Here is a 19,804-nt window from a genome sequence, read left to right on the forward strand (position 1 = left end):
GGCCACACCCCCCCACCCCAGAGGAACCACCCCATGACCTACCAAGACATCTTCACCAACGAACTCGAACAGAAAAAGCGTGAAGGCGCGGTTCTTGTTGACGTGCGCGAGCGCGACGAGTACACCCAGGGCCACATTCCCGGAGCCGTCAACCTTCCCCTAAGCGAACTCGCCGGGCGCGAGGACGAAATCGGGCCGAACACGGTGCTGATTTGCGCGAGCGGTGGCCGCTCCTCGCAGGCAGCCGCCTCCCTCGCCTCGCAGGGCAAGACCGGGCTGATGAACCTCTCCGGCGGCACGGCGGCTTGGCTGCGGGAAGGCCGCGAAGTGAAGGGCGGCGAGCAGCCATGATCTTCGCCTGGATCGGCGCGGCATTGATCGGCCTCTCGCTGGGGCTGTTGGGGTCAGGCGGCTCCATCCTCACGGTGCCGGTGCTCGTCTACCTCGTCGGCGAGCCGGAAAAGCTGGCCATCGCCGAGTCGCTCGCCATCGTGGGTGGCATCAGCCTGGTGGGGGCGCTTCCCTACGCGCTGGGGCGGCAGATTGACTGGCGCAGCGTGCTGTGGTTCGGCATTCCGGGGGTGGCGGGAACCTACCTGGGCGCGGCCCTGAGCGTGTACCTCAGCGGCGTGGTGCAGCTGATGCTCTTTGCCGCCGTCATGCTGCTTGCCGCCGTGATGATGTTCCGGCCCGCCAAGGCGGGAGCCGAGGGCGTGCCCCACCACCGCTCGCCCCTGAAGATTGGGCTGGAGGGCTTGGCGGTCGGCGTCCTCACCGGCCTCGTGGGTGTGGGCGGGGGCTTCCTGATTATCCCGGCTCTGGTGCTGCTGGGCGGGCTGCCCATGAGCCTGGCCGTAGGAACGAGCCTGCTGATTATCGCCGTCAAGAGCTTCGCGGGCTTTTACAAGTACGTGCACGTGCTGCAAGCCCAGAACCTCACCATGCACTGGGACCTCATCGTGATGTTCACGGCGATTGGCATCCTGGGGAGCTTTCTGGGCGCACGGCTGGGCAAAAACCTCTCCAACGAGCGCCTCAAGCGCGGGTTCGCGGGCTTTCTGGTTGTGATGGGCCTGTACGTGCTCGCGACCAACGTGCCCAAAGTCCTCCATCCGCCCGCCGCCGAAGCGCAGTTGCGGCACTGATATCCCCCTCCCGCCCCCCCATTCCGACGAAAAGGGTGCCCTGGGCACGCTGAACTCTCACCAAACTTGCCAAGCTGCGCCGCAGAGGGAGAGGCAAAGGTCGCGATTCTGGCAGAGAGCTGAAGCATGACCCCCTTCAGGAATCGAACGGCATCTCCATGACCGGACCGCGAGCACACCTGCCCGGTTCCTCCCTCCTCCTTCTGCTTCACCCTGTCTGCTTCCTCCGGCTGTCTTATGTTCTCTTTTTATCTGAGGTGTTCATGACTGAGCTGCTCGACTTTCTCCGGTCGCCCTGGCCCTGGTATGTGGGCGGCCCCCTGATTGGCCTGACGGTGCCGCTGCTGCTGTGGCTGGGCAACAAGTCTTTCGGTATCTCCTCCAACCTGCGGCACGCCTGCGCCATCTTGCTGCCCGAAAGGGCCAAGCCCAGCTTTTTCCGCTATGACTGGAAAAAGGAGCGCTGGAACCTGATGTTTGCGGGCGGGCTGCTGCTGGGCGGTTTTGTGGCGGGCGTGCTGCTTGCCAACCCGGAGCCGACCCGCCTGAGCGCGGCGGGCGCGGCGTCCGTGCAAGAACTCGGCGTGACCGTGCGCCCCGGCCTGGTGCCCACCGAGCTGACGGACCTCTCCAACCCTGGCGTGTGGCTGCTGCTGGCTGTCTCCGGGCTGCTGGTGGGCTTTGGCACGCGCTACGGCGGCGGCTGCACCTCCGGGCATGCCATCACGGGCCTCTCGACCCTGCAAGGCCCTTCCTTGATGGCCACGGTGTCCTTTTTTGCGGGTGGCATCCTGAGCGCGAACTTCCTGCTCCCCCTCTTCATGGCGGTGATTCGGTGACCCCTTCTCCCCCTATTCCTGGCGTTCACACACCGCCCACTTCGAGCAGCCGCACCGCGACCGGCCTGCTGGCCTACTTGCTCGCTGGCCTGTATTTCGGGGTAGTGCTCGTCAAGTCGGAGGCGGCGAGCTGGTACCGCATCCAGGAGATGTTCCGCTTTGAGTCCTTCCATATGTTTGGTCTCATCGGCTCGGCGGTGCTCACCGGCATGGTGACAACCGCGCTGCTGCGACGCAGCGGAGCCAAGAGCCGCGACGGGCAAACCATCACCGTCACACCCAAGGAGAAGGGCTGGCGGCGCTACGTGCTCGGCGGGGTCACCTTCGGGGTGGGCTGGGGCCTGGCCGGGGTGTGTCCGGGACCCGTCTTTACCTTGCTCGGCGCGGGCGTGTGGCCCATGCTCGTGGTGCTGGCCTTCGCGCTGCTGGGAACCTACCTGTACGGGGCGTTTAAGGAACGGCTGCCGCACTAGCCCCGGCGGTGTCCGCAAGCTTCCATGTGGTCCTTGGGAAAGGGTTTCCCAGGGACTGCCCCTTTTGGGGAACAAAGGGGCTTTTGGAATGCCCCCACCCCCTCACCCCGGCTCATGAAGCTGGCTTAAGGTAACAGCCATGTTCAGACGCCTGGTGGCCGCTGGCCTGCTGGTGGGTACGGTGAGTGGCTGCGCCCTGGTCTCGCAGGTCACGGCCCTGCGGGGGGGTGAAGCCGCTCCTCCCCCGCAGCGACTCGCGCCTGACCCCACGCTGCTGGCGCGGGCATCTACCACGGTCAGCCACCGGGAAGACGGCACCGTGCTGGTGGAGGGACGGCCCTTTTTTCCCCTGGGCTTTTATCACGTCTCTTGGGCGGGGGGCGGCACCATCCAGGGGCGGCGCGAGGACCTGCGGCGCCTGAGCGAGGCGGGTTTCAACCTGATGGTCACCGAGCCTATCAACGACCGCGACGTAAGCGACTTCGAGCAGACGCTGGACGCCGCTCAGCAGCAAGGAGTCTATGTGCTGAGTTACGGCCTGAGCGAAGCCGTCGTGCGGCGGGTGGGCCGTCATCCGGCAGTGCTGGGCTTTAAGCTCGCCGATGACAGCAACGCCCTGGTGAGGCCGGAGGAGGTGCGGCGGCGTCACGCCCAGCTCAAGGCCCTCTCGCCGCAGAAGCTGACCTACATCAGCCTGTCGGTGGGCTATGGCCGCCCAGAGACGGCCTATTTTGGGGTGGCCGACATGGTGGGCAACCAAAGCTACCCGGTGGGGAGCGACGACATCGCAGTGACCTACCGGGTGATGCGCTCGGCGGTCGAGAGCGCGCGGGCGCGGCGCAGCGTGCCGGTCGCCAACCTCCAGACCTTTGCCTGGGAGGGCGGGCCGCTGCCCAGCGAAACCGAGCTGCGCAACATGACCTACCAGGCCCTGATGGCCGGGGTAAAAGGCATTGTGTACTACGCCTACCGCTCGCCTGAGGTGGACCTGGGGCGCCAGCCGAGGCTGTGGCAGGCCGCGGGTACGCTGGCGGGCGAGATTGCCCAGCTCTCGCCCGCGCTGCTGAATGGCGAGCGGCAGGAACTCAGTGGCGGCCAAGCGGGGCAGCCCGTGGTCGTGCTGCTGCGGGGCCAGGGCGAAAGCTTTCTGCTCGCGCTGAACAACAGCCGCACCGCGGCCCAGACGGTGCACGTCTCGCTCTCCGGCGTGCCGAGCGGTTGGCAGGTGCTGCCGGGCCGGAGGGCGGCCCTGACTCGGCGGGGGGCACAGGTCAGCGGCTCTCTGGCCCCGCTGGAGGTGGTGGTCTACCGAATGCCCTCATCGTCCCAGTGAACCTGGAGGCAGCTAGCGCAGCGCCAGGTGCAACCTGCGCCGCTCGCTACCCGGCACCACGTAGTACCACGTGCCGCCGATGGTGCGGCCTGCCCCGCGCACGGTCTCGGTGCGCTGGCGCTCGGTGAGGTAGCTGTGGCGGGTGCGCAAGCGCACCACCTCGCTGGGTGAAAAGTTGGTGCGCAGGTCTCCCTGGAGCTGTTCCAGCAGGGCCTGGAGTTCGTTCGTCGAGCGCTTCCCCAGTTCGCGCATCAGGCTGCGGATGACCTCCTGCTGCCGGGCATTGCGGCCCAGGTCGCCGCGGGGGTCCTCCTTGCGCATGCGGGCATAGGCGAGGGCCTGCTCGCCACTCAGCCGCACCGGCCCCGGCGCGAAGCTCTGGCCGTCGAGGGTAAAGGCGAAGGGGGGGTTAACGGTCACGCCGCCGACCGCGTCGATGGCGCGGCGAAACCCCCCCTGGCTGATTTCGACGTACTTGTCCATCGGCAGGCCCAAGAAGCGCTCGACCGCCTCGGTCTGGAGCCGGGCGCCGCCGTAGGCGTAGGCCGCATTGATTTTGGCGGGGCCGTGCTCCGGCAAGGTGACCCGTGTGTCGCGCGGCACGCTCAGGAGGGTCAGCTCGCGGGCGACCGGGTCGAGCATCAGCACGAGCAGCACGTCCGCTCGGCCTGACCCCAGCTCTTCCTGGTCAGTGCCCATCAGGAGGATACGCAGCCGCGCCGTCGTCTCCAGGCGGTCGTTGAACCAGCGGGGCGCGACCGGGGGCGCGGACGCGGGGGCCGGGAGAGTTGGGGCAGGGCCAACAGGGGCCGGAGCAGGCTCTGCGGGGGGGAGAGGGGGTGCGGGAGTCTGGGCCGGCTGGGGGGCTTCGCGGGGGGCCGGAGCTGCCGGAGCGGGGGCAGGCGGGTCGGTCTTGGCGGGAGCCGGGGCGGGCGGAGCCACCGGGGGGGCCGAGCGCGGAGGGGATTCTGGCGGTGCGGGCGCTGCGGCGGGCGGGGCCGGAGGCTTTGACGGGGGGGACTTGGCCGCCGTCTCCGGCACAGGCTGGGGGGCTGCGGTGGCTGGGGCGCTCTGCGGCTGCGGCGTCGCGGGCCGCTCTGGGGGCAGGTAGCGGCCCAGCGACACCGGGCGGCTGGGGTCGGGGGGCGGCAGGTCGGCAAAAGCGGGGTCGTCGAGCACGCCCGGCGGGGGGGGCAGGCCGTCGCCATCGAGTTCGTGGTAGACGGCCTGGCCTACCGCCGAGACCCGCTCATGCGAGAGGTACAGGTACCCGCCCCCGCCCGCAGCCAGGACCAGCAACAGGATGGCGGTCAACCAGCGGCGGGACATGGGGGGACTATAGCGGGGGGTCAAGGCACGGGGAGCGGGGTATCTTGCAGGGACTTCGTCCATGCCGACCCCGCCTGCCCCCTCCACTCGCCCCTCGCCGCCCCCGGCGGAAGGCGGCCCTTCAGGCCGGGTGGGGTTGCGGGCGGGCGTTGTCTGGACGGTGCTGGGCCAGGGCCTGTACGCGGCGACCCAATGGGGCATTGTGGCGCTGCTGGCCCGGCTGGGCAGCCCCCAGGTGGTGGGGACTTACGCGCTGGGGCTGGGGCTGGTGAGTCCCCTTTTTTTGCTGCTGGGCTTGCAACTGCGCAGCGTGCAGGCGACCGATGCGGGCGAGGCCCGCCCCTTCGGGGGGTATTTCAGCCTGCGGACCTGGAGCATGGGGCTGGCGCTGCTGGCCACCGCAGGTCTCGCGGCGCTCTATCCGCAGGCGGCGGGCGTGACCCTGTGGTTGGGGGTCGCCAAGGCGCTGGAGGGCCTGAGCGACGTCATCTACGGGCTGATGCAGCGCCAGGAGCGGCTCGACTGGGTGTCGCGCTCCACGATGCTGCGCGGGGGGCTGGGGCTGGGGCTGCTCGCGGCCCTCTACGCCGCGACGGGCAGCGTGGCGCTGGGGGCCGCCGGGGTCGCGCTGGCGGGGCTGGGGGTGCTGCTCGCGCATGACCTGCCGCTCGCGCGGCGGCTCGCGCCGGGGCGCTGGTGGACCCGGCACATTCCGCCCGACCTGCCCCGGCTCGCGCTGCCGCTGGGGGTGGTGATGGGGCTGGTGTCGCTGGGAGGCACCCTGCCGCGCCTCTTCCTGGAACGGAGCCATGGCAGCGCCGCCGTCGGGGTGTTTTCCGCCCTGGGGTATGTCCCCGTGGCGGGCAGCGTGGTCGTGGTGGCGCTGGGCACCGCCTTTACGACCCGACTTTCGCAGCGCTTTGCGGCGGGCGACCGGGGGGGGTTCGTGCGCCTCCTGGGGCAACTGAGCGCGGCGGCGGCCCTCTTCGGGCTGGGGTTGGTGGCCCTGTCGCTCCTCGCCGGGGAGAGGGTGCTGGGCCTGCTCTACGGCCCGGAGTACGCGGGCGAGGGCCGGGCGTTCGTGTGGCTCGCGGCAGCGGGGGCACTGGGGTACCTCGCCTCCTGCGCGGGCTTTGCGGTCACGGCGGCGCGGCGCTTTCGCGAGCAACTGCCCCTCTTTGCCGGGGTGACCCTCCTCCTCACGCTCGCCTGCGCGTGGCTGATTCCCCCCTACGGGGTGACCGGGGCGGCCCTCGCCGGCCTCATCGGGGCGGGGGCGCAGCTCGCCGGGAGCCTCCTCATCGTGGGAGCGGCGCTGCGGGCGGCTCCCCCCACCCCTTCCCCGTCTCCAGGAGACGCATGAAAAGTCCCCCTCCCCTCCCCCAGCGGCCCCTGCGCGTGCTGCACCTCACCGGAACCCTCGACCGGGGCGGCATCGAGAGCTGGCTGGTCAACCTGCTGGCCCACACGCCCCCCGCCGCAGCCCGCATGGACGTGCTCGTCGTCTCGCCCGCCCCCCGGCCCGGCGAGCTTGACCCACTGGTGTGGGGGCTGGGGGGCCGGGTCTTTCACGCGCCGCCGCCAGGTCGGCTGCCCGCTTTCCTGCTGGCGCTGTGGCGACACCTGCGCGAGCACGGCCCCTACGACGTGGTGCACAGCCACATCCACCACTTCGGGGGGCTGGCGCTCCTCGTCGCGCGGCTGGCCGGGGTGAGGGTGCGGGCCGCGACGAGTCACTCGGACACCCGCCGGGAGGACGCCGTCGCCGGGCGGGGCCGCCGCCTTTATCTGCGGGTGATGCGCGGGGCGCTGGCGGCAGGGGTGACCCACCGCCTCGCGGTGAGCGCCGAAGCTGCCGCCGCCCTCTTCGGCCCGCGCTGGCGAGAGCGCGGCACCCGGCTCGTCACCCTGGGGGTCAACCTGGACGCGGTGCGGGCGGCGCGGGGCGAGCGCGACGCCGTGCGGCGCGAGCTGGGGCTGCCGCCCGGCGAACCCGTCATCGGGCACGTGGGCCAGTTCCGGGCGGAGAAAAATCACCTCTTCTTGCTGGACGTGTTCGCGGCGTTCCTGGAGCGGCATGGCCCGGCCCACCTCCTGCTGGTGGGGGACGGGGGCGAGCGGCCCCGCATCGAGGACCGCGTCCGGGCGCTGGGGCTTTCCGGGCGGGTGCACCTCGTCGGCTCGCGGCCCGACGTGCCCCGGCTGCTGCACGCGATGGACGTCTTCGCCTTTCCCTCCACCCACGAGGGCCTCAGCCTCGCGCTGCTGGAGGCGCAGGCGGCGGGTCTCGCGGCGGTGGTGTCGAACCGGGTCCCGCTCGACCCCCGGATGCGGCTGGAGAGGGTCACGGTGCTGGACCTCGGCGCGGGGGAGGAGGCCTGGACGGACGCCCTCGCCCGCGCCCTGGCGGGGGGCCGGACCGGGCCGGAAGCAGTCGACTTCGATGTCGCCCGCACCTCGCGGGAGCTGCTGGCCTTTTATGCGGACGCGGCGCGGGGGGGAGGGCGGAGCCAGCGATGAGCCTCAGCCTGCCCGCGCCCCGACGGACGCCAGCGGATGGGGGAGCGCGTCCGGTCCTCGCCCCCCTGCTGGAGCGGGCGGTCGCCGGGCTGCTGGGGGCTTACGTGTTCGTGCAGTGGTTTGGCCCCCCCGTCCTTGCCGCCGGACCGAGCTGGGCGCTGTGGCCCAGTCTGGCGGACCTGCTGCTGTGGGGAGCGCTGGGGCTGGGGCTGTTCTACCGCCGCTCACCCGCCCCGGAGCACCGGGCGGTGTGGCGGGCGCTGCTGCTCGTCGGGGGGCTGTGCCTGCTGTCCTTCGGGCTGCTGCTTGCCCTGCGCGACGGCCACTTCGGGGTGGCGGTGCCTTTCGGCCTCTTTCAGCTCTACAAGCTCGCGCAGACGCTGGCCGCCTTCTGGCTGGTGTCGCGGTTGCCGCTGGCCGGGAGCGCCTCTCTGGGTCTGCGGCGGCGCTGGGGTCAGCTCGCGCTGCTGTCCTTTTGGCTGATGGTGGTGGGGGTGGTCTGGACGACTGTTTCCTCCTGGCTCCCGGACACGCTGGGGCAGGTGCTGCCGCGCGGCCAGGGGGTGGCGGGGCCGTGGGAGGGGTTTTACCGCCACTACGAACTGGGGTTGGGCACGATTGGCTACAACCACGGCCACGTGGCCGCGATGGTGCTGCTGGGGGGTGCCCTGGCCCTCTTGCTGCGGCCAGGGCGCTGGACTCCCTGGGTGCTGGGGGGCATTCTGGTCGCGTCCTTTCTGTCGGGGTCGCGGGCGGGCTTCGCGGGGGCGGCGCTGTTCGTGCTGCTCCAGGGGTTCCGCACGCCCGTCCTCGCGACCCTGGCGCTGACGGTGCTTGCGGCGGGGGCGGTGGCCGCCAGTCCCTGGCTGGGCGCGGAGTTGGACGGGCTGATTGCCCGGCAGTCCACCCTGCTGGAGGCCACCGACGCCGGGAACCTCGCCGGACGGACCGACATCTGGGCGGCGTACCTGGCCTCGTTGCGGGACGAGCCGCTGCGCCTCCTCATCGGCAGCGGCTTCGGCTCCGGCATGGGCAACATCGGGGCCTATGCCCACCTGCTGCCCCTGCAGGTGCTGTACGAGACGGGGCTGGCGGGGCTGGCCATCTTGGGGCTGCTGTTCGGACTGCTGTTCGCGCGGCTGCGGCAGGCCGGAACCCACGCCGCTGGGGTCGCCACGCACCTGCTCGCGGCCCTGTGGCTCACCGCCCTGACGACCGATACCTTCTATCCCAACTCGGCTTTCGGGTCTTTTTTGCCGCTGCTCGCGCTCACGCTGGCGCTCGCGCTGGCCCGTTCCCCCCGCCCCTTCCCCTCCTGAGGAGTCTGTCACCTTGCGCGTCTGCATCGTTCTCGAACACCGCTTCATCCACACCCCCGACGGGGCCACCTACGACAACGGGCAGGCCACCTACGCCCACTTCCAGCGCTACCTGAGCGCCTTCGAGGAGGTGCAGGTCGTAGCCCGGTCGCAGCTCGTGGCGCGGCCCCGCCCCGGTGACCGCCGGGTCGACGGACCGGGCGTGCGGGTCGCGCACGTACCCTTTTACGAGGGACCGGGCGGGCTGCTGCGGCGGCTCGGCCCGGTGCTGCGGACGCTGGGGCGGGCGCTGGGGCCAGAAGACGCCGTGATTGTGCGGCTGGGCGGCGTGCTGGGGCACCTCGCGGCAGGCGTGCGAGCCGCGCAGGGACGGCCCTACGCCGCGGAGGTGGTCAATGACCCCTTCCTGGGCTTCGCGCCGGGACCGGGGCCGCGCGGCCCCCTGCGCCCCCTCTTCCGAGCGCTGATGACGGCCCTCACCTGGGGGCAGGTGCGCGGGGCCGCCGCCGTGCAGTACGTGACGCGAGGGGCGCTGCAACGCCGCTATCCGCCGGGGAAGGGGGTCCCTGCCTTCGGCGTCTCCGATGTGCACCTGCCGCCGGAGGCGTTTGCGGACGCGCCCCGCCCCTTTCGGGGGCCAGCTCGCCACGCCGTGCTCGTCGGGGCGCTGGAGCAGCCGCACAAGGGGGTGGACGTGGCCCTCCGGGCGCTGGCTGCCGTGCGGAAGGCCGGGCTGGACGCGCACCTCACCGTGGTGGGCGAAGGACAGCTGCTGCCGGAGCTGGCGGCGCAGGCCCGCGCCCTGGGGGTGGCGGGCGCCTGCACCTTTGCCGGGCAGCGCAGCACGCCCGCCGAGGTGCGGCGCGACCTCGCGGCGGCGGAGCTGTACCTGATGCCCTCGCGCACCGAGGGGCTGCCCCGCGCCCTGCTGGAGGGCATGGCGCAGGCGCTGCCCGCCATCGGGTCGGAGGTGGGCGGCATCCCCGAACTGCTGGCCCCCGGCGCGCTGGTGCCCCCCGGCGACCCGGCGGCATTGGCCCGCGTCTGGCACGCTCGTGCCACCGACCCCGCCTGGCTGAGCGCCCAGAGCGCCCGGAATCTCAGCGTGGCCCGGCAGTACGCGGACGACGTGCTCGACCGCGAGCGGGGGCGCTTCCTGCAGGTGGTGCGGGCGCGGACCGGGCGGGTTGGGGCCGTATCCTGCCGGGTGTCCCGATTACCTCCCCTGCGGATGCTCTACACGACGACCACGCCCATCGCGGCGCTGGCTTTCTTTGCCCCGCAACTGCGCCACCTGCGCGAGCAGGGCCATGACGTGCACCTCGTCACGCCGCCCGAACCCGCCGAGCTGGTCGCGCGGGCGCGAGCGGTGGGGGGCGCGACCTTTCATCCCCTCCCGATGGCCCGCGAGATAGCGCCCCGGCGGGACTTGCGGGCGCTGGCGGGGATGCTGAGGATTATGGGGCGGGTACGGCCCCAGATTCTGAACTTCTCTACCCCCAAGGCCGGGCTGCTGGGTGGGCTGGCGGGCGTGCTGACGGGGGTCCCGCTGCGGGTGTACTTCATCCACGGGCTGCGCTCGGAAACGGCGGCGACGGGAGCGCTGGCGCGGCTGCGGCCCCTGCTGCGGCTCACCGAGCGCCTGACCTGCGCGTGTGCCCACGAGGTGCTGTGCGTGAGCGAATCCAACCGCGCCGAGGCAGTCGCGCTGGGGCTGGTGCCCGCGCACAAGATTCGGGTGCTGGGCGCGGGGAGTCCGGCGGGGCTGAATGTCGACCGTTACGCGCACCCGGACCCTGGCGGGGTCGCCGCGGCGCGGACCGAACTCGGCCTCCCGGAGGGCACCCCGGTCGTGGGCTTTGTGGGCCGCCTCGCCCCGCAAAAGGGCGTCGAGGAACTGCTGCTCGCCTGGGAAGCCGTGGCGCGGGACCTGCCGGGGGCGCGGCTGCTGCTCGTCGGCACCCCCGACCCCGCCAATCCCCTCTCGGCGCGGGCGCTGGAGGCCTACCGCCGCGCTCCCGGCGTGGTGCAGGTGGACTTCGAAGCCGACATGAGCCGCCTCTACCCCCTGATGACCCTGCTCACCCTCCCCAGCCGCCACGAGGGGCTGGGCATGGTCGTGCTGGAGGCGGGGGCGGCGGGCGTTCCGGCGGTCCTGACCGACGCCCCCGGCGTGCGCGACGCGGGAGTACCGGACGTGACCTGCTTACAGGTCCCCACCGGGGACGTCCCGGCCCTCGCGGGGGCGCTGCACGCCCTCCTCACCGACCCCGCCGAGGCTCAGCGGCTGGGCAAGGGAGCGCAGCGTTGGGTGCGCGAGCAGTTCGATGAGCGCCGGGTCTGGGCGCTGTGGGACGAGTTCTATGCGGAGGCCTGGGCGCGGCGTCAGGCGGCCCGCCGCTCCCGCCGTTTCCGCCTGGCGTGGCTCGCGGGCGGCAGCCTGCTGCTGCTCTTGCTGGGGGCAAAACGGGGACGCCGCTAAGGAACGGGCCGCTCCGCTGAGCACGCGCCCGCCTAGCGACGGAGAATGGTGAACGTCACGCTTCTTCCACCTCTGCCCCCCGCACCGCTTCTCCCGCGAGGCCGTACACCGGGTCGTAGGGGCCGGTCCACACCAACGCCCAGCCCCGCGCCTCGGCCTGTCCTCGTGACACGGCCCGCTGCGCCTCGGTGGGGGTCAGCCACGCGGCGTAGTTCAGGGCCTCGCCGGACATCCGGCCCGTCTCGCGGTAGGCCGCGATGAGCGAGCGGGCGCGGCCATCGTAGGGAATCAAGACGGGCAACGACGTGCCGGGGCGAGGCCGCAACTCGGCGGCGAAGGAGGCGTAATCGAGCGTCTCACGGTGTGTTCGCAGCCCGGCGGCCCAGCTGACCCCGCCGGAAAGGAGGGCGGCATCATAAGCCCGCTGCCCCTCCGGGCCGGGAAGAACCGGGGGGTCTCCCAGCCACTCGCGGGTCAGGTGCAGCTCGCGCCGCCAACCCTGGGGAATGGCCACGTCGCGCAGGCGGCAAAGCTTCAGCTCGCGCCGAGCCAGCGCCGCCGCCTCCACGACGTGCGGAAGGGGCGAGGCGACCTGCCAAACCGTGTCGAAGGACCCTGCCGCCGCCGGAGGCAGGATGGTGGCGACCACACGCACGGCCTCACCCCGCGCGCGGGATTGCATCAGCGCCGCCGCCCGCTCGGCCAGATGTGCCGGGCACAGGCTGGTCGAGAGCAGCACGCTGCCCGGCCACAGCCCCGCCAGCCGCGCCGCGCTCGCCCGCGAGGGCAGCAGCGCCAGGGTGTCCCCCGGCAGCCGGGCGAGGTCAGCGGCGAGGCGGGGCAGCGCCGTCTCGCACACGCTCAGCCGGGGAGCCGGGGAGGAAGCCCCCCGCGTGTCAGAAGACGAGAGCAGCTGGAAAGAGGCGGGCCAGCGCCGCTCGACCCCCGGCAGCCCCACCACCGTCCACCCCAACAGCCGCGCCGCGTCCGCGAGCAGTTCCCCGACCGTCTCCAGCAGTTCGGCGGGGAGGGTATGCAGGCCATCGAGGAGAAGCGGTCCCGCCAGCAGCCCAGCGAGGTCCGGCAGGTCCCAGCTCCAGGCTGCCCCCAAGGTCCGCACCACATCCTCCAACACCTCCACCCGCAGGGGACCGGGGTGCGCCGCGCCCAGCCGAGTGGCTGCCCCCGGCACCCCTACTCTGGAGGCCAGGGCCAGGGTCAGCGGGGTACCGGGCATGGCGCCCAGCACGTCCAGCCCGGCCCGCTGTCGCCGCTCCTCGTGGGCCTCGGCGGGCAGGACCCACAGGCCGGGCGGCAGCCCCACCGGGGCGGGCCGGGGTGCGCCCTCCGTCCCCAGCAGGGCGGAGGCCAGCACCCGCACGAACACTTCCCGCTCGCCGGGGGTCAGGGAGGGGAAGCGGAACGGGGCCAGAGCCTGCGCGGGGAGGGGCGTTCCCGGCGCTTGCGCGAGCACTCGTGCGGCGTCGGCATGGTCGAGCAAGCCGCCACCGCCCGCGAGGAGGGCGCGGGCCAGCTCAGGCTCGCCCAGCGCCGCCGCGAGCCGCGCCGCATCCACAGGGTCGCCCCCCGCCCGCGCGAGGAGTGTCCGCCCCCTTTCCACGAAGGGCGTGAGGTCCAGGGCACCCGGCCTGGTCACCGCGTTACCTCGGCGGGTGCGCGGCCCGGCGCGGCGTAGGCGTAGTCACTGCCCGTCACCGCGTCGCGGAAGCGGTTAAGCACAAAGCCCAGCAGCGGCACCCCCAGCCGCCCCGCGTCCTCCACCAGGCGCTCCAGCGGGGCGCGGGGGGCCGCAGCGTCCGTCACCAGAATCAGGCCGTCGAGCCGCCGGGCCAGGGCCAGCGTGTCGGCGATTTTCAGAGCGGGTGGGGTATCCACCAGCGCGAGGTCGTAACTCGGCAGCAGGCGGTGAATCTCCCGGTCGAAGTCGGCGGGGTCCAGGGTGCTGGCCCGCGACGAGAGCAACCCAATGCCGGGAGCGACCTCTGGCCAAAAGCGGTAGCTGCCGGACCGCTCCTGTGCGGCCAGGGGGGCATCGGCGCTCAGCCAGTAGCTCTCCTGGGTGCGGCGAAACACGTCCGCATCCACCACGAGCACCCGCAAGCCGTGCTCGGCGAGACTCAGGGCTAGCGCCGCCGTCACCGTGCTCTTGCCATCGGCGACCCCGGCGCTCGACACCACCAGCGCCGACTCCTGCGCCCCAGCCCCCAGCCCGGAAAGCAGCCCCACCCGCACGAACTCAATCTGCTCGCGAAAGGCCCCCTGCCGCGCCCAGCCCAGGCCGCCCCCCCTGCCGCGCCGCGCTGCAAAGGGAGGCAGGGTCCCCAGCACGGGCAGCCCCAGCGCCCGCAGGTCTTCGGGACCGCGCACCCGTGGGCGCAGGCTGTCGAGCAGCGAGAGCAGCAGCATTCCGAAGACCAGCGTTGCTCCGAAGACGAGCAGCGCGTCCCGCAGGGGCCGGGGGGCGACCGGGTTTTGCGGCGGCACCGCCTCCGCGAGCGCCGAGAGGGTGCCGCTGACCGTCTGCTCCAGCACCTCGACCTGTTGCAGCCGCTGCACGACGTCGGCACGCAGCCGCTCCAGGGTCCGCTCGTCGAGGGCCGAGGCCGCCTGGCTCAGACGGGCCGTGAGGTCGTCGCGTTCGGTGACCAGGTTCTGCCGCGCCCGCACGACGCTGCCCAGCGCCCGCTCGCGGTCCCACTCCAGCAGCGCCCCGGCAAAAGCGTTCGCCCCCGCCTGAGCCAGCGCGGGGGTGGGTGCCCGCACCGCGATTTCATACACTCCTACGAACTCCTGATTGACTTCGGGGGTCAGCCGCACGGACCGCCCCTCCCCCGTTGCGGCCTCCGCCCGCAGCGCGGCAAAAAGTTCGCTGCGGGCCGCCGAGGGCGGGGTGCGTTCGCGCAGGTCCCGCAGCGCCTGCCCCCACACCGCTGGAGAGCGCAGCGCCCGCTCAACCACCGCCGGGGGCAGGGGCGGAGCCGTCACCAGCGTCTGGACAATCACCGAGTTGCCGCTCCCGGTAGGGAGGGCGGCCAGGCTCGCGGTCGCCTCGTAGACGGCGGGGCGACTGCCAGAGAGCAGGTAGGTCAAGCCAGCGAGCAGCAGGGCCGTGGCGAGCAGGGGGAGGGCCGCGCGGCGCAGCACCCGCAGCAGGGCAGTTAGGTCGAGGTCCTTGGGCTGGTCAGTCGGCATGGGAGTCCTTGGGGCAGCCCTCAAGGGCGAGAGGGAGGGTCAGCCCCGCCATGCTACCCCGGCCCTGGCCTCCGCCTGAGCGCAGATGAGGCAAGGACCGCCTGGTCCCCGCAAAAGGGGGGCTAAGAGGCCCCCGCCACTAGCGATACCTTTGGTCCGTTTTGGCCCTTAGGAGGAGTGACCCAAATCACAAATGGGCGATTTTGTACCTGCGTCCAACTAGCGATACCTTTGGTCCCTTTGGAGCACCAAACGGAATCTTTTCGCTGTGGGACGACTTTTTCGCACTAGCGATACCTTTGGTCCGTTGGGCCAAAAACTAGCGATACCTTTGGTCCGTTCTGTTTTGGACCCATAGCGATACCTTTGGTCCGTTTCGCCTTCTTTTCCGCTCCAGGAGGAAAAAAAACGAAAAATGAGAGCGGGGGGCGTCTAAATCCCCCCTCCGGACTCGGAATAGCGATACCTTTGGTCCGTTGAGGGCCAAAATTAGCGATACCTTTGGTCCGTTGAGGGCCAAAATAGCGATACCTTTGGTCCGTTTTTGCCGAAAAATGCCGTCCAGGACGCGAAGCGGGGGCCGCCTTGTTGTTGTTCTTTTATATCTTTTAAACAGAAAGGAACAACACTACATGCGTCCAGCGAAAAAACCCAACCAGGTCACCCTGCTCGACGAGCGCAACATCGCCCGCCTGGGGATTGTCAGCATCCAGACTCGCCTGAGTTCCGAGACCCGCTGGACCAGCGAGTTCCAGATTGCTGACCGCCGCTTCCGGGTGGAAGGCCGTTCCGCCGACGGTCGCCCGCGTGGCGGCGATACCAATGTCATCCTGGGCATTGAGACCCTCTTTGCCCAAAAGGGCATGCCCGAAGACAACTGGCTGCACACCTCCGCCTACGAGCTGCGGGAAGCCAGCTTCCTCGCCAACAACGGCAAGAACTACCACCGCCTGCGCGAGTCGCTGCTGCGGCTGTGGTCGACGGGCTTCATCGTCAGCGAAGGCTGGGTGGCCGAGACGGGCCGCACGACCTGGGCCAATCAGACCCTGCGCCTCATCGACCGCATCACCTACTGGGACCAAAGCGAGGGCGCTGACCCCGATGCTGACCGCGCTCGGCAACTTGTGCCTGACGCGACCCTCAGCATCAAGCTGGGCGACCAACTCGCCGCCAGCATCCGCGCGGGCTATACCCAGGCCCTCGACGGGCGGCTGCTGCACCAGATTGAGCAGCCGCCCGCGCGGGCCTTGTATCGCCTCCTCGAAGCTCATCGGTACCGGGAGACGGGGGTAAGGGCCGACAGCATCACGGCGGGGCTGAACGATTGGCGGGCCGCTTGCGGCATCAGCGAGGGCAAGCCATCGCGGGTGATTCGCACCCTGGAAGAGGCCCACCAGGAACTCATTGCCCAGGGATATCTGGAGAGCGTGGAGACTGGGGGCGGCAGGGGTGCGGCGCACATCACCTACCGCTTCCGCACCGAGGACACGCCTGACCCGGCTTTGGTCCAGGCGCTGCGCGAGGCGGGCGTGTCGGCCCCCCGCGCCAACGTCCTGGCCAAGCAGTACCCCGACCGGGTGGAAGAAGCCATCGCTTTCTTGCGGCAGCGGCGTTCTGCCAGCCCCACCCCCATTCGCAATCCGGGTGGCCTGATTGCGGACTTTTTGGAGCATCCAGAGAAATACACCCTGCCCGTCGACGCGGTGCCCGCCCCCCACGCCGACCTGGAAGAGACCCGCGCCCGGCAAGAAAGGCAACAGGAGGCCCAAGAACAGGCCGCGCAGCGGCAGTTCGAGGAGGAGCAGCAGGTGCTGCTCGCTCTGCCTCCTAGGGGCCAATGGGAGGCCGCAGAGGCCACATTGCGGACCCTGCTGCGCCGCCGTTTGCGTGAGGGGGAGTGGAATGCCCTGGAAGCGGCCTGCTCGTCCGGGGCCTTGTCGGCGACCCGCCTGGTGCGGGAGGCGAGCACCCACGCGGCGCGGGGCGACCTGCCCGGCTTCGTGCGGGAGCTGCGCGGACGGCTGGGCGAGGCACCGGGAGAGGGCGCGTGATACGCCGCGCTTCCGGCGGGGTAGGCTGAGCGCGATGCGGACGCTGACCTTCTTCAACCACGCGGGCGGCGTGATGAAAACCAGCCTCACGCGCGACGTGGGCCACAGCCTGGCCCGGTCGGGGCTGCGGGTGCTGCTTGTGGACCTCGACCCGCAAGCCAATCTCACCGACTGGCTGGGCGTGACGGGCGTGGGGCCAGAGCAAACGGTCTTTGCCACCGCCACGCGGGGCGAGGCTCTCCCCTCCCCCGTGTGGGTACACGACCTCGCCCTCATTCCCAGCGACGTGTCGCTTGCGCTCGCCGAAGGGCAGATGATGGGGGTGGTGGGGGCACACCTGCACCTGCGCCAGGCGTTGCAAGGGGTCGCTGACGCCTTCGACGTGGCCTTGATTGACAGCCCTCCCAGCTTGGGCCAGCTCTCGATTCTGGGGGCACTCGCCGCCGACCACCTGATTGTTCCAGTGCCCACCCGCCAAAAGGGGATGAATGCCCTCGCGGGCCTCTCCGAGGCGATGGCGACCTACCGCAAGCTGCGCCCAGACCTGACGGTGGCCCTCTACGTCCCCACCCTGTACGACGCGCGGCGCTCGCACGACCGCGAGGCGCTCGCCGCCCTCCAAGGGATGCTGCGGCCCCTCGCCAGCCCCATCCCCGACCGGGGAGCGGTGTGGAACGACAGCGCGAGCGCAGGACAGCCCGTAGGCGTGTACGCGCCCGGTTCGCCCGTGCACCGCGATGTAGAGCGGGTGACCGCCGAAATCGCCGGGGCGGTGGGGCTTCCCTATGCCGCCTCCGCCCTTTCAGAGCGCCGGGGGAACGCGTGACCCGCCGACCCCGTCCGGCCATCGGCGCTCGCCTCAGCGGGTTGGTGGAAGGGGTGGGGGCCTTGGGCCAGCCCGCGACGACCACCCTGCCGCTGGAGGCCCTCCAGCCGGGCCAGTTCCAGCCGCGGGTACAGTTCGCCCCGGAGGGCTTAGAGGCCCTCGCCGCCAGCATCCGCGAGCAGGGCGTCTTGCAGCCGCTGCTCGTGCGGCCCCGGCCCGGCGGCGCCTACGAGATTGTGGCGGGCGAGCGGCGTTGGCGGGCGGCCCAGCTCGCGGGATTGGCCGAGGTACCCGTCTTGCTGCGCGACCTCGGCGACGAGGAAGCGAGGCTCGCGGCGGCGGTCGAAAACCTCCAGCGCGAGAACCTCAATCCGCTGGAGGAGGTCCGTGCCCGCCTGAGCGTCGCCGCGGCGGTCTTGGGCTTGCCCCCCGCCGAGGCGGTGCCCCGCCTGTTCGCCCTTGACCGCCGCCCGGACGCTGACCCGCAGGCCGTCGAACGTCTGGACACGGTCTTCAGGGCGCTGGGCCGCGAGAGCTGGCGCTCCTTCGTGAAAAATCGCGCCGCCCTCCTGTCACTCCCAGAGGACGTACAAGCGGCGGTGGAAGGGGGGCTGGACTACCGCAAGGCGCTCGTCATCGGGCGGGTGGAGGACGCGGCCCGCCGCGCCGAGCTGCTGCGGGCCGCCGCGGACGGCGCGACCGTGCAGGCCCTGCGCGAGCAGGTCTCTCCGCCCGCCGACACTGCTGCCGACCCGGTGCGGACGGTGGCTCGCCGCCTCACTGACCGCCGCGCCCTCGCCGCCCTTGACCCTGCTCGCCGCCGCAAGCTGGAGCGCTTGCTGGCGCAGGTGCAAGCCCTGCTGGACGGCGAATAACCCCTGCTCGTCACGTGACGAGCAGGGCGGGGTCTTGGTCGCGTGCGGCCCGGTGGTGCACCTGCTCCGGCGTGAGCGGCTGGCCGTGGCCCGGCAGCACCCACTGGAGGTCCAGGGCGGCGACGCGGCGCAGGGTCCGGACCGCTTCGTGGTGGTCGTGGTTGTAGGCGGCGCGGGGCAAGTGCGCCCCGTCAGGGCCGCTCACCAGCGCGTCACCCACAATCAGAATCCCGGCGCGCAGCAGCCCAATCTGCCCCGGTGTGTGGCCGGGAAGGGCGACGACCTCCCACCCCAGGACCTCCTCACCGGGAAAGATGGAACGCAGGGCCTGCGCCGGAACCTTGGGGTGCAGTCGGGAGATGGCCCGCCCAACTTGCGGGCGTCCCGCCGGATACGGAAGATCGTGCGCCTCGCCCGTGAGGTAGGGGTGCTCTGGCGGGTGGGCCAGCACGGGCAGCCCGCGCCGCGCCGCGAGGGGGGCACCCCCCGCGTGGTCGGGGTGGTGGTGGGTGAGCACCACCGCATCGGGCTGGAACTCGGTCAGCAGCCGCGCCAGCCGGGGCAGGTGGGCCAGGGTGCCCGTATCGACCAGCAGGCGGCCATGGGGGGTGTCCAGCAGGTAGACATTGGCGTAGAGGGAAAAGCGCCGGATGAAGGGGGGCAGCGGGGGCGTTACCAAGCCGGGGCCTCCCCCTCCTCTGGAGCCTCTGCCGCTTCCAGCGCCGCCCGCAGCAGCGCCCCTCCGCCCGGCACGACCGCGTAATCGCACAGGGCCAGAAAGGGCGCGTCGCTGGGGAGCGCGCTGATGCCCAGGCGCAAGCTCACCTCGGTGGGGAGCTGCTCCAGCACGTAGTTCACGGCGCTTTCGGGGGTAATCTCGCGGGGCAAGAGCACCAGCTCTGCGGCGTCTTCGAGAAGCCGCAACTCGCCCGCAAAGGGGCTTTCTTCCAACCAAGCCCGCCATTCTCGCGCCGCCGCTGCGAGGGCGGGGGCTACCCCTTGGGGGTGCCGCAAGGTGACCCGCAGGGGAAGGCCGCCGCGCTCTTGCAGCTCGGTTTCGGTGCCGAGGTGAAGGAGCATGCCGATGTGTTGCGCCGCCTGGTGCGCCAGCCGCAGGGCTGCTTCCCGCTCGCGCAGCGTCTCGCGGGTGAGGCGCCGCCAGGCTGGGTCCTCCTCGCCCTCCGGCGTGAGCACCACCGCCCCGTGGCGCAGAATCTGCCAGGAGGTGAAGGGGGCGGGCACCTCCAGCAGCTCTTCCTCGTCCCGCCCGGTCACGGGAATCAGCTCCGCCCCAGCTCCCAGCAAGTTCGCGAGCGCGGCGGACGCGGCGTCCTCAGGGTCGTCCGGTTGGGGACGGGTCAGGAGTCCGGCAGGATTGACAAAAGCGACCACCATGCGG

At 71.4% G+C, this 19,804-nt stretch carries 17 protein-coding genes; 12 read left to right on the plus strand and 5 right to left on the minus strand.

Features of this window, described 5'->3' with window-relative positions:
• The first annotated feature begins 33 nt into the window (after positions 1-33).
• From H565_RS0111770 to H565_RS0111790, 5 genes are all read left to right on the plus strand, one after another.
• The gene (locus H565_RS0111770) at positions 34-351 is read left to right on the plus strand and encodes a rhodanese-like domain-containing protein (protein ID WP_027461211.1); all 318 of its coding nucleotides are present in this window, start codon (positions 34-36) and stop codon (positions 349-351) included.
• On the plus strand, positions 348-1,145 hold the full coding sequence (locus H565_RS0111775; RefSeq protein ID WP_027461212.1) for a sulfite exporter TauE/SafE family protein: 798 nt from the start codon (positions 348-350) through the stop codon (positions 1,143-1,145). Before H565_RS0111770 ends, H565_RS0111775 begins: the two co-directional genes overlap by 4 nt.
• A gap of 263 nt (positions 1,146-1,408) precedes the next feature.
• The gene (locus tag H565_RS0111780) at positions 1,409-1,984 is read left to right on the plus strand and encodes a YeeE/YedE family protein (protein ID WP_027461213.1); all 576 of its coding nucleotides are present in this window, start codon (positions 1,409-1,411) and stop codon (positions 1,982-1,984) included.
• Positions 1,981-2,457, plus strand: a complete 477-nt coding sequence (locus H565_RS0111785) for a DUF6691 family protein (RefSeq protein ID WP_051363584.1) — start codon at positions 1,981-1,983, stop codon at positions 2,455-2,457. Before H565_RS0111780 ends, H565_RS0111785 begins: the two co-directional genes overlap by 4 nt.
• 139 nt (positions 2,458-2,596) lie before the next feature.
• The gene (locus H565_RS0111790) at positions 2,597-3,790 is read left to right on the plus strand and encodes a hypothetical protein (protein ID WP_027461215.1); all 1,194 of its coding nucleotides are present in this window, start codon (positions 2,597-2,599) and stop codon (positions 3,788-3,790) included.
• A gap of 12 nt (positions 3,791-3,802) precedes the next feature.
• Here the strand turns inward: H565_RS0111790 and H565_RS16975 are convergent, their stop codons facing one another.
• Positions 3,803-5,119 (minus strand): LCP family protein, encoded by a 1,317-nt coding sequence (locus H565_RS16975; RefSeq protein WP_051363585.1) that lies wholly within the window; start codon positions 5,117-5,119, stop codon positions 3,803-3,805.
• 61 nt (positions 5,120-5,180) lie between these two features.
• Between H565_RS16975 and H565_RS15275 the strand changes: the two genes are divergently transcribed.
• The 4 genes from H565_RS15275 to H565_RS16905 are packed head-to-tail and all read left to right on the plus strand — an operon-like array spanning position 5,181 to position 11,440.
• Positions 5,181-6,482 carry a lipopolysaccharide biosynthesis protein gene (locus tag H565_RS15275; RefSeq protein ID WP_157469038.1) on the plus strand — a complete coding sequence of 434 codons (1,302 nt, stop codon included), beginning with the start codon at positions 5,181-5,183 and terminating at the stop codon, positions 6,480-6,482.
• Positions 6,479-7,639: a glycosyltransferase gene (locus H565_RS15280; protein WP_051363587.1), complete on the plus strand. Its 1,161-nt coding sequence runs from the start codon at positions 6,479-6,481 to the stop codon at positions 7,637-7,639. Before H565_RS15275 ends, H565_RS15280 begins: the two co-directional genes overlap by 4 nt.
• Positions 7,636-8,958, plus strand: coding sequence for an O-antigen ligase family protein (locus tag H565_RS15285; protein WP_034409423.1), 1,323 nt, complete (start codon positions 7,636-7,638; stop codon positions 8,956-8,958). The genes H565_RS15280 and H565_RS15285 overlap by 4 nt, the downstream gene beginning before the upstream one ends.
• A gap of 13 nt (positions 8,959-8,971) precedes the next feature.
• Positions 8,972-11,440, plus strand: a complete 2,469-nt coding sequence (locus H565_RS16905) for a glycosyltransferase (protein WP_051363588.1) — start codon at positions 8,972-8,974, stop codon at positions 11,438-11,440.
• Positions 11,441-11,495: 55 nt separating this feature from the next.
• Here the strand turns inward: H565_RS16905 and H565_RS15835 are convergent, their stop codons facing one another.
• Both H565_RS15835 and H565_RS0111830 read right to left on the minus strand, forming a co-directional pair.
• Positions 11,496-13,097, minus strand: a complete 1,602-nt coding sequence (locus tag H565_RS15835; protein WP_157469041.1) for a hypothetical protein — start codon at positions 13,095-13,097, stop codon at positions 11,496-11,498.
• A complete protein-coding gene (locus H565_RS0111830) occupies positions 13,094-14,653 on the minus strand; it encodes a nucleotide-binding protein (protein ID WP_027461217.1) in 1,560 nt (519 codons plus the stop codon). The genes H565_RS15835 and H565_RS0111830 overlap by 4 nt, the downstream gene beginning before the upstream one ends.
• A gap of 632 nt (positions 14,654-15,285) precedes the next feature.
• Between H565_RS0111830 and H565_RS0111835 the strand changes: the two genes are divergently transcribed.
• The 3 genes from H565_RS0111835 to H565_RS0111845 are packed head-to-tail and all read left to right on the plus strand — an operon-like array spanning position 15,286 to position 18,405.
• Positions 15,286-16,704 carry a replication initiator protein A gene (locus H565_RS0111835; protein WP_027461218.1) on the plus strand — a complete coding sequence of 473 codons (1,419 nt, stop codon included), beginning with the start codon at positions 15,286-15,288 and terminating at the stop codon, positions 16,702-16,704.
• Positions 16,705-16,738: 34 nt separating this feature from the next.
• Positions 16,739-17,530 carry a ParA family protein gene (locus H565_RS15300; protein ID WP_034409430.1) on the plus strand — a complete coding sequence of 264 codons (792 nt, stop codon included), beginning with the start codon at positions 16,739-16,741 and terminating at the stop codon, positions 17,528-17,530.
• Entirely contained in the window at positions 17,527-18,405 is an 879-nt protein-coding gene (locus H565_RS0111845; RefSeq protein WP_027461219.1) for a ParB/RepB/Spo0J family partition protein, read from the plus strand. Before H565_RS15300 ends, H565_RS0111845 begins: the two co-directional genes overlap by 4 nt.
• A 10-nt stretch (positions 18,406-18,415) precedes the next feature.
• Here the strand turns inward: H565_RS0111845 and H565_RS0111850 are convergent, their stop codons facing one another.
• Positions 18,416-19,084, minus strand: coding sequence for an MBL fold metallo-hydrolase (locus tag H565_RS0111850; protein ID WP_051363590.1), 669 nt, complete (start codon positions 19,082-19,084; stop codon positions 18,416-18,418).
• Positions 19,078-19,800, minus strand: a complete 723-nt coding sequence (locus tag H565_RS0111855; RefSeq protein WP_027461221.1) for an HAD family hydrolase — start codon at positions 19,798-19,800, stop codon at positions 19,078-19,080. The genes H565_RS0111850 and H565_RS0111855 overlap by 7 nt, the downstream gene beginning before the upstream one ends.
• Between the last annotated feature and the right edge of the window lie 4 nt (positions 19,801-19,804).

Origin of the sequence: Deinococcus murrayi DSM 11303, assembly GCF_000482805.1 — a bacterium.
Lineage (GTDB): Bacteria > Deinococcota > Deinococci > Deinococcales > Deinococcaceae > Deinococcus > Deinococcus murrayi.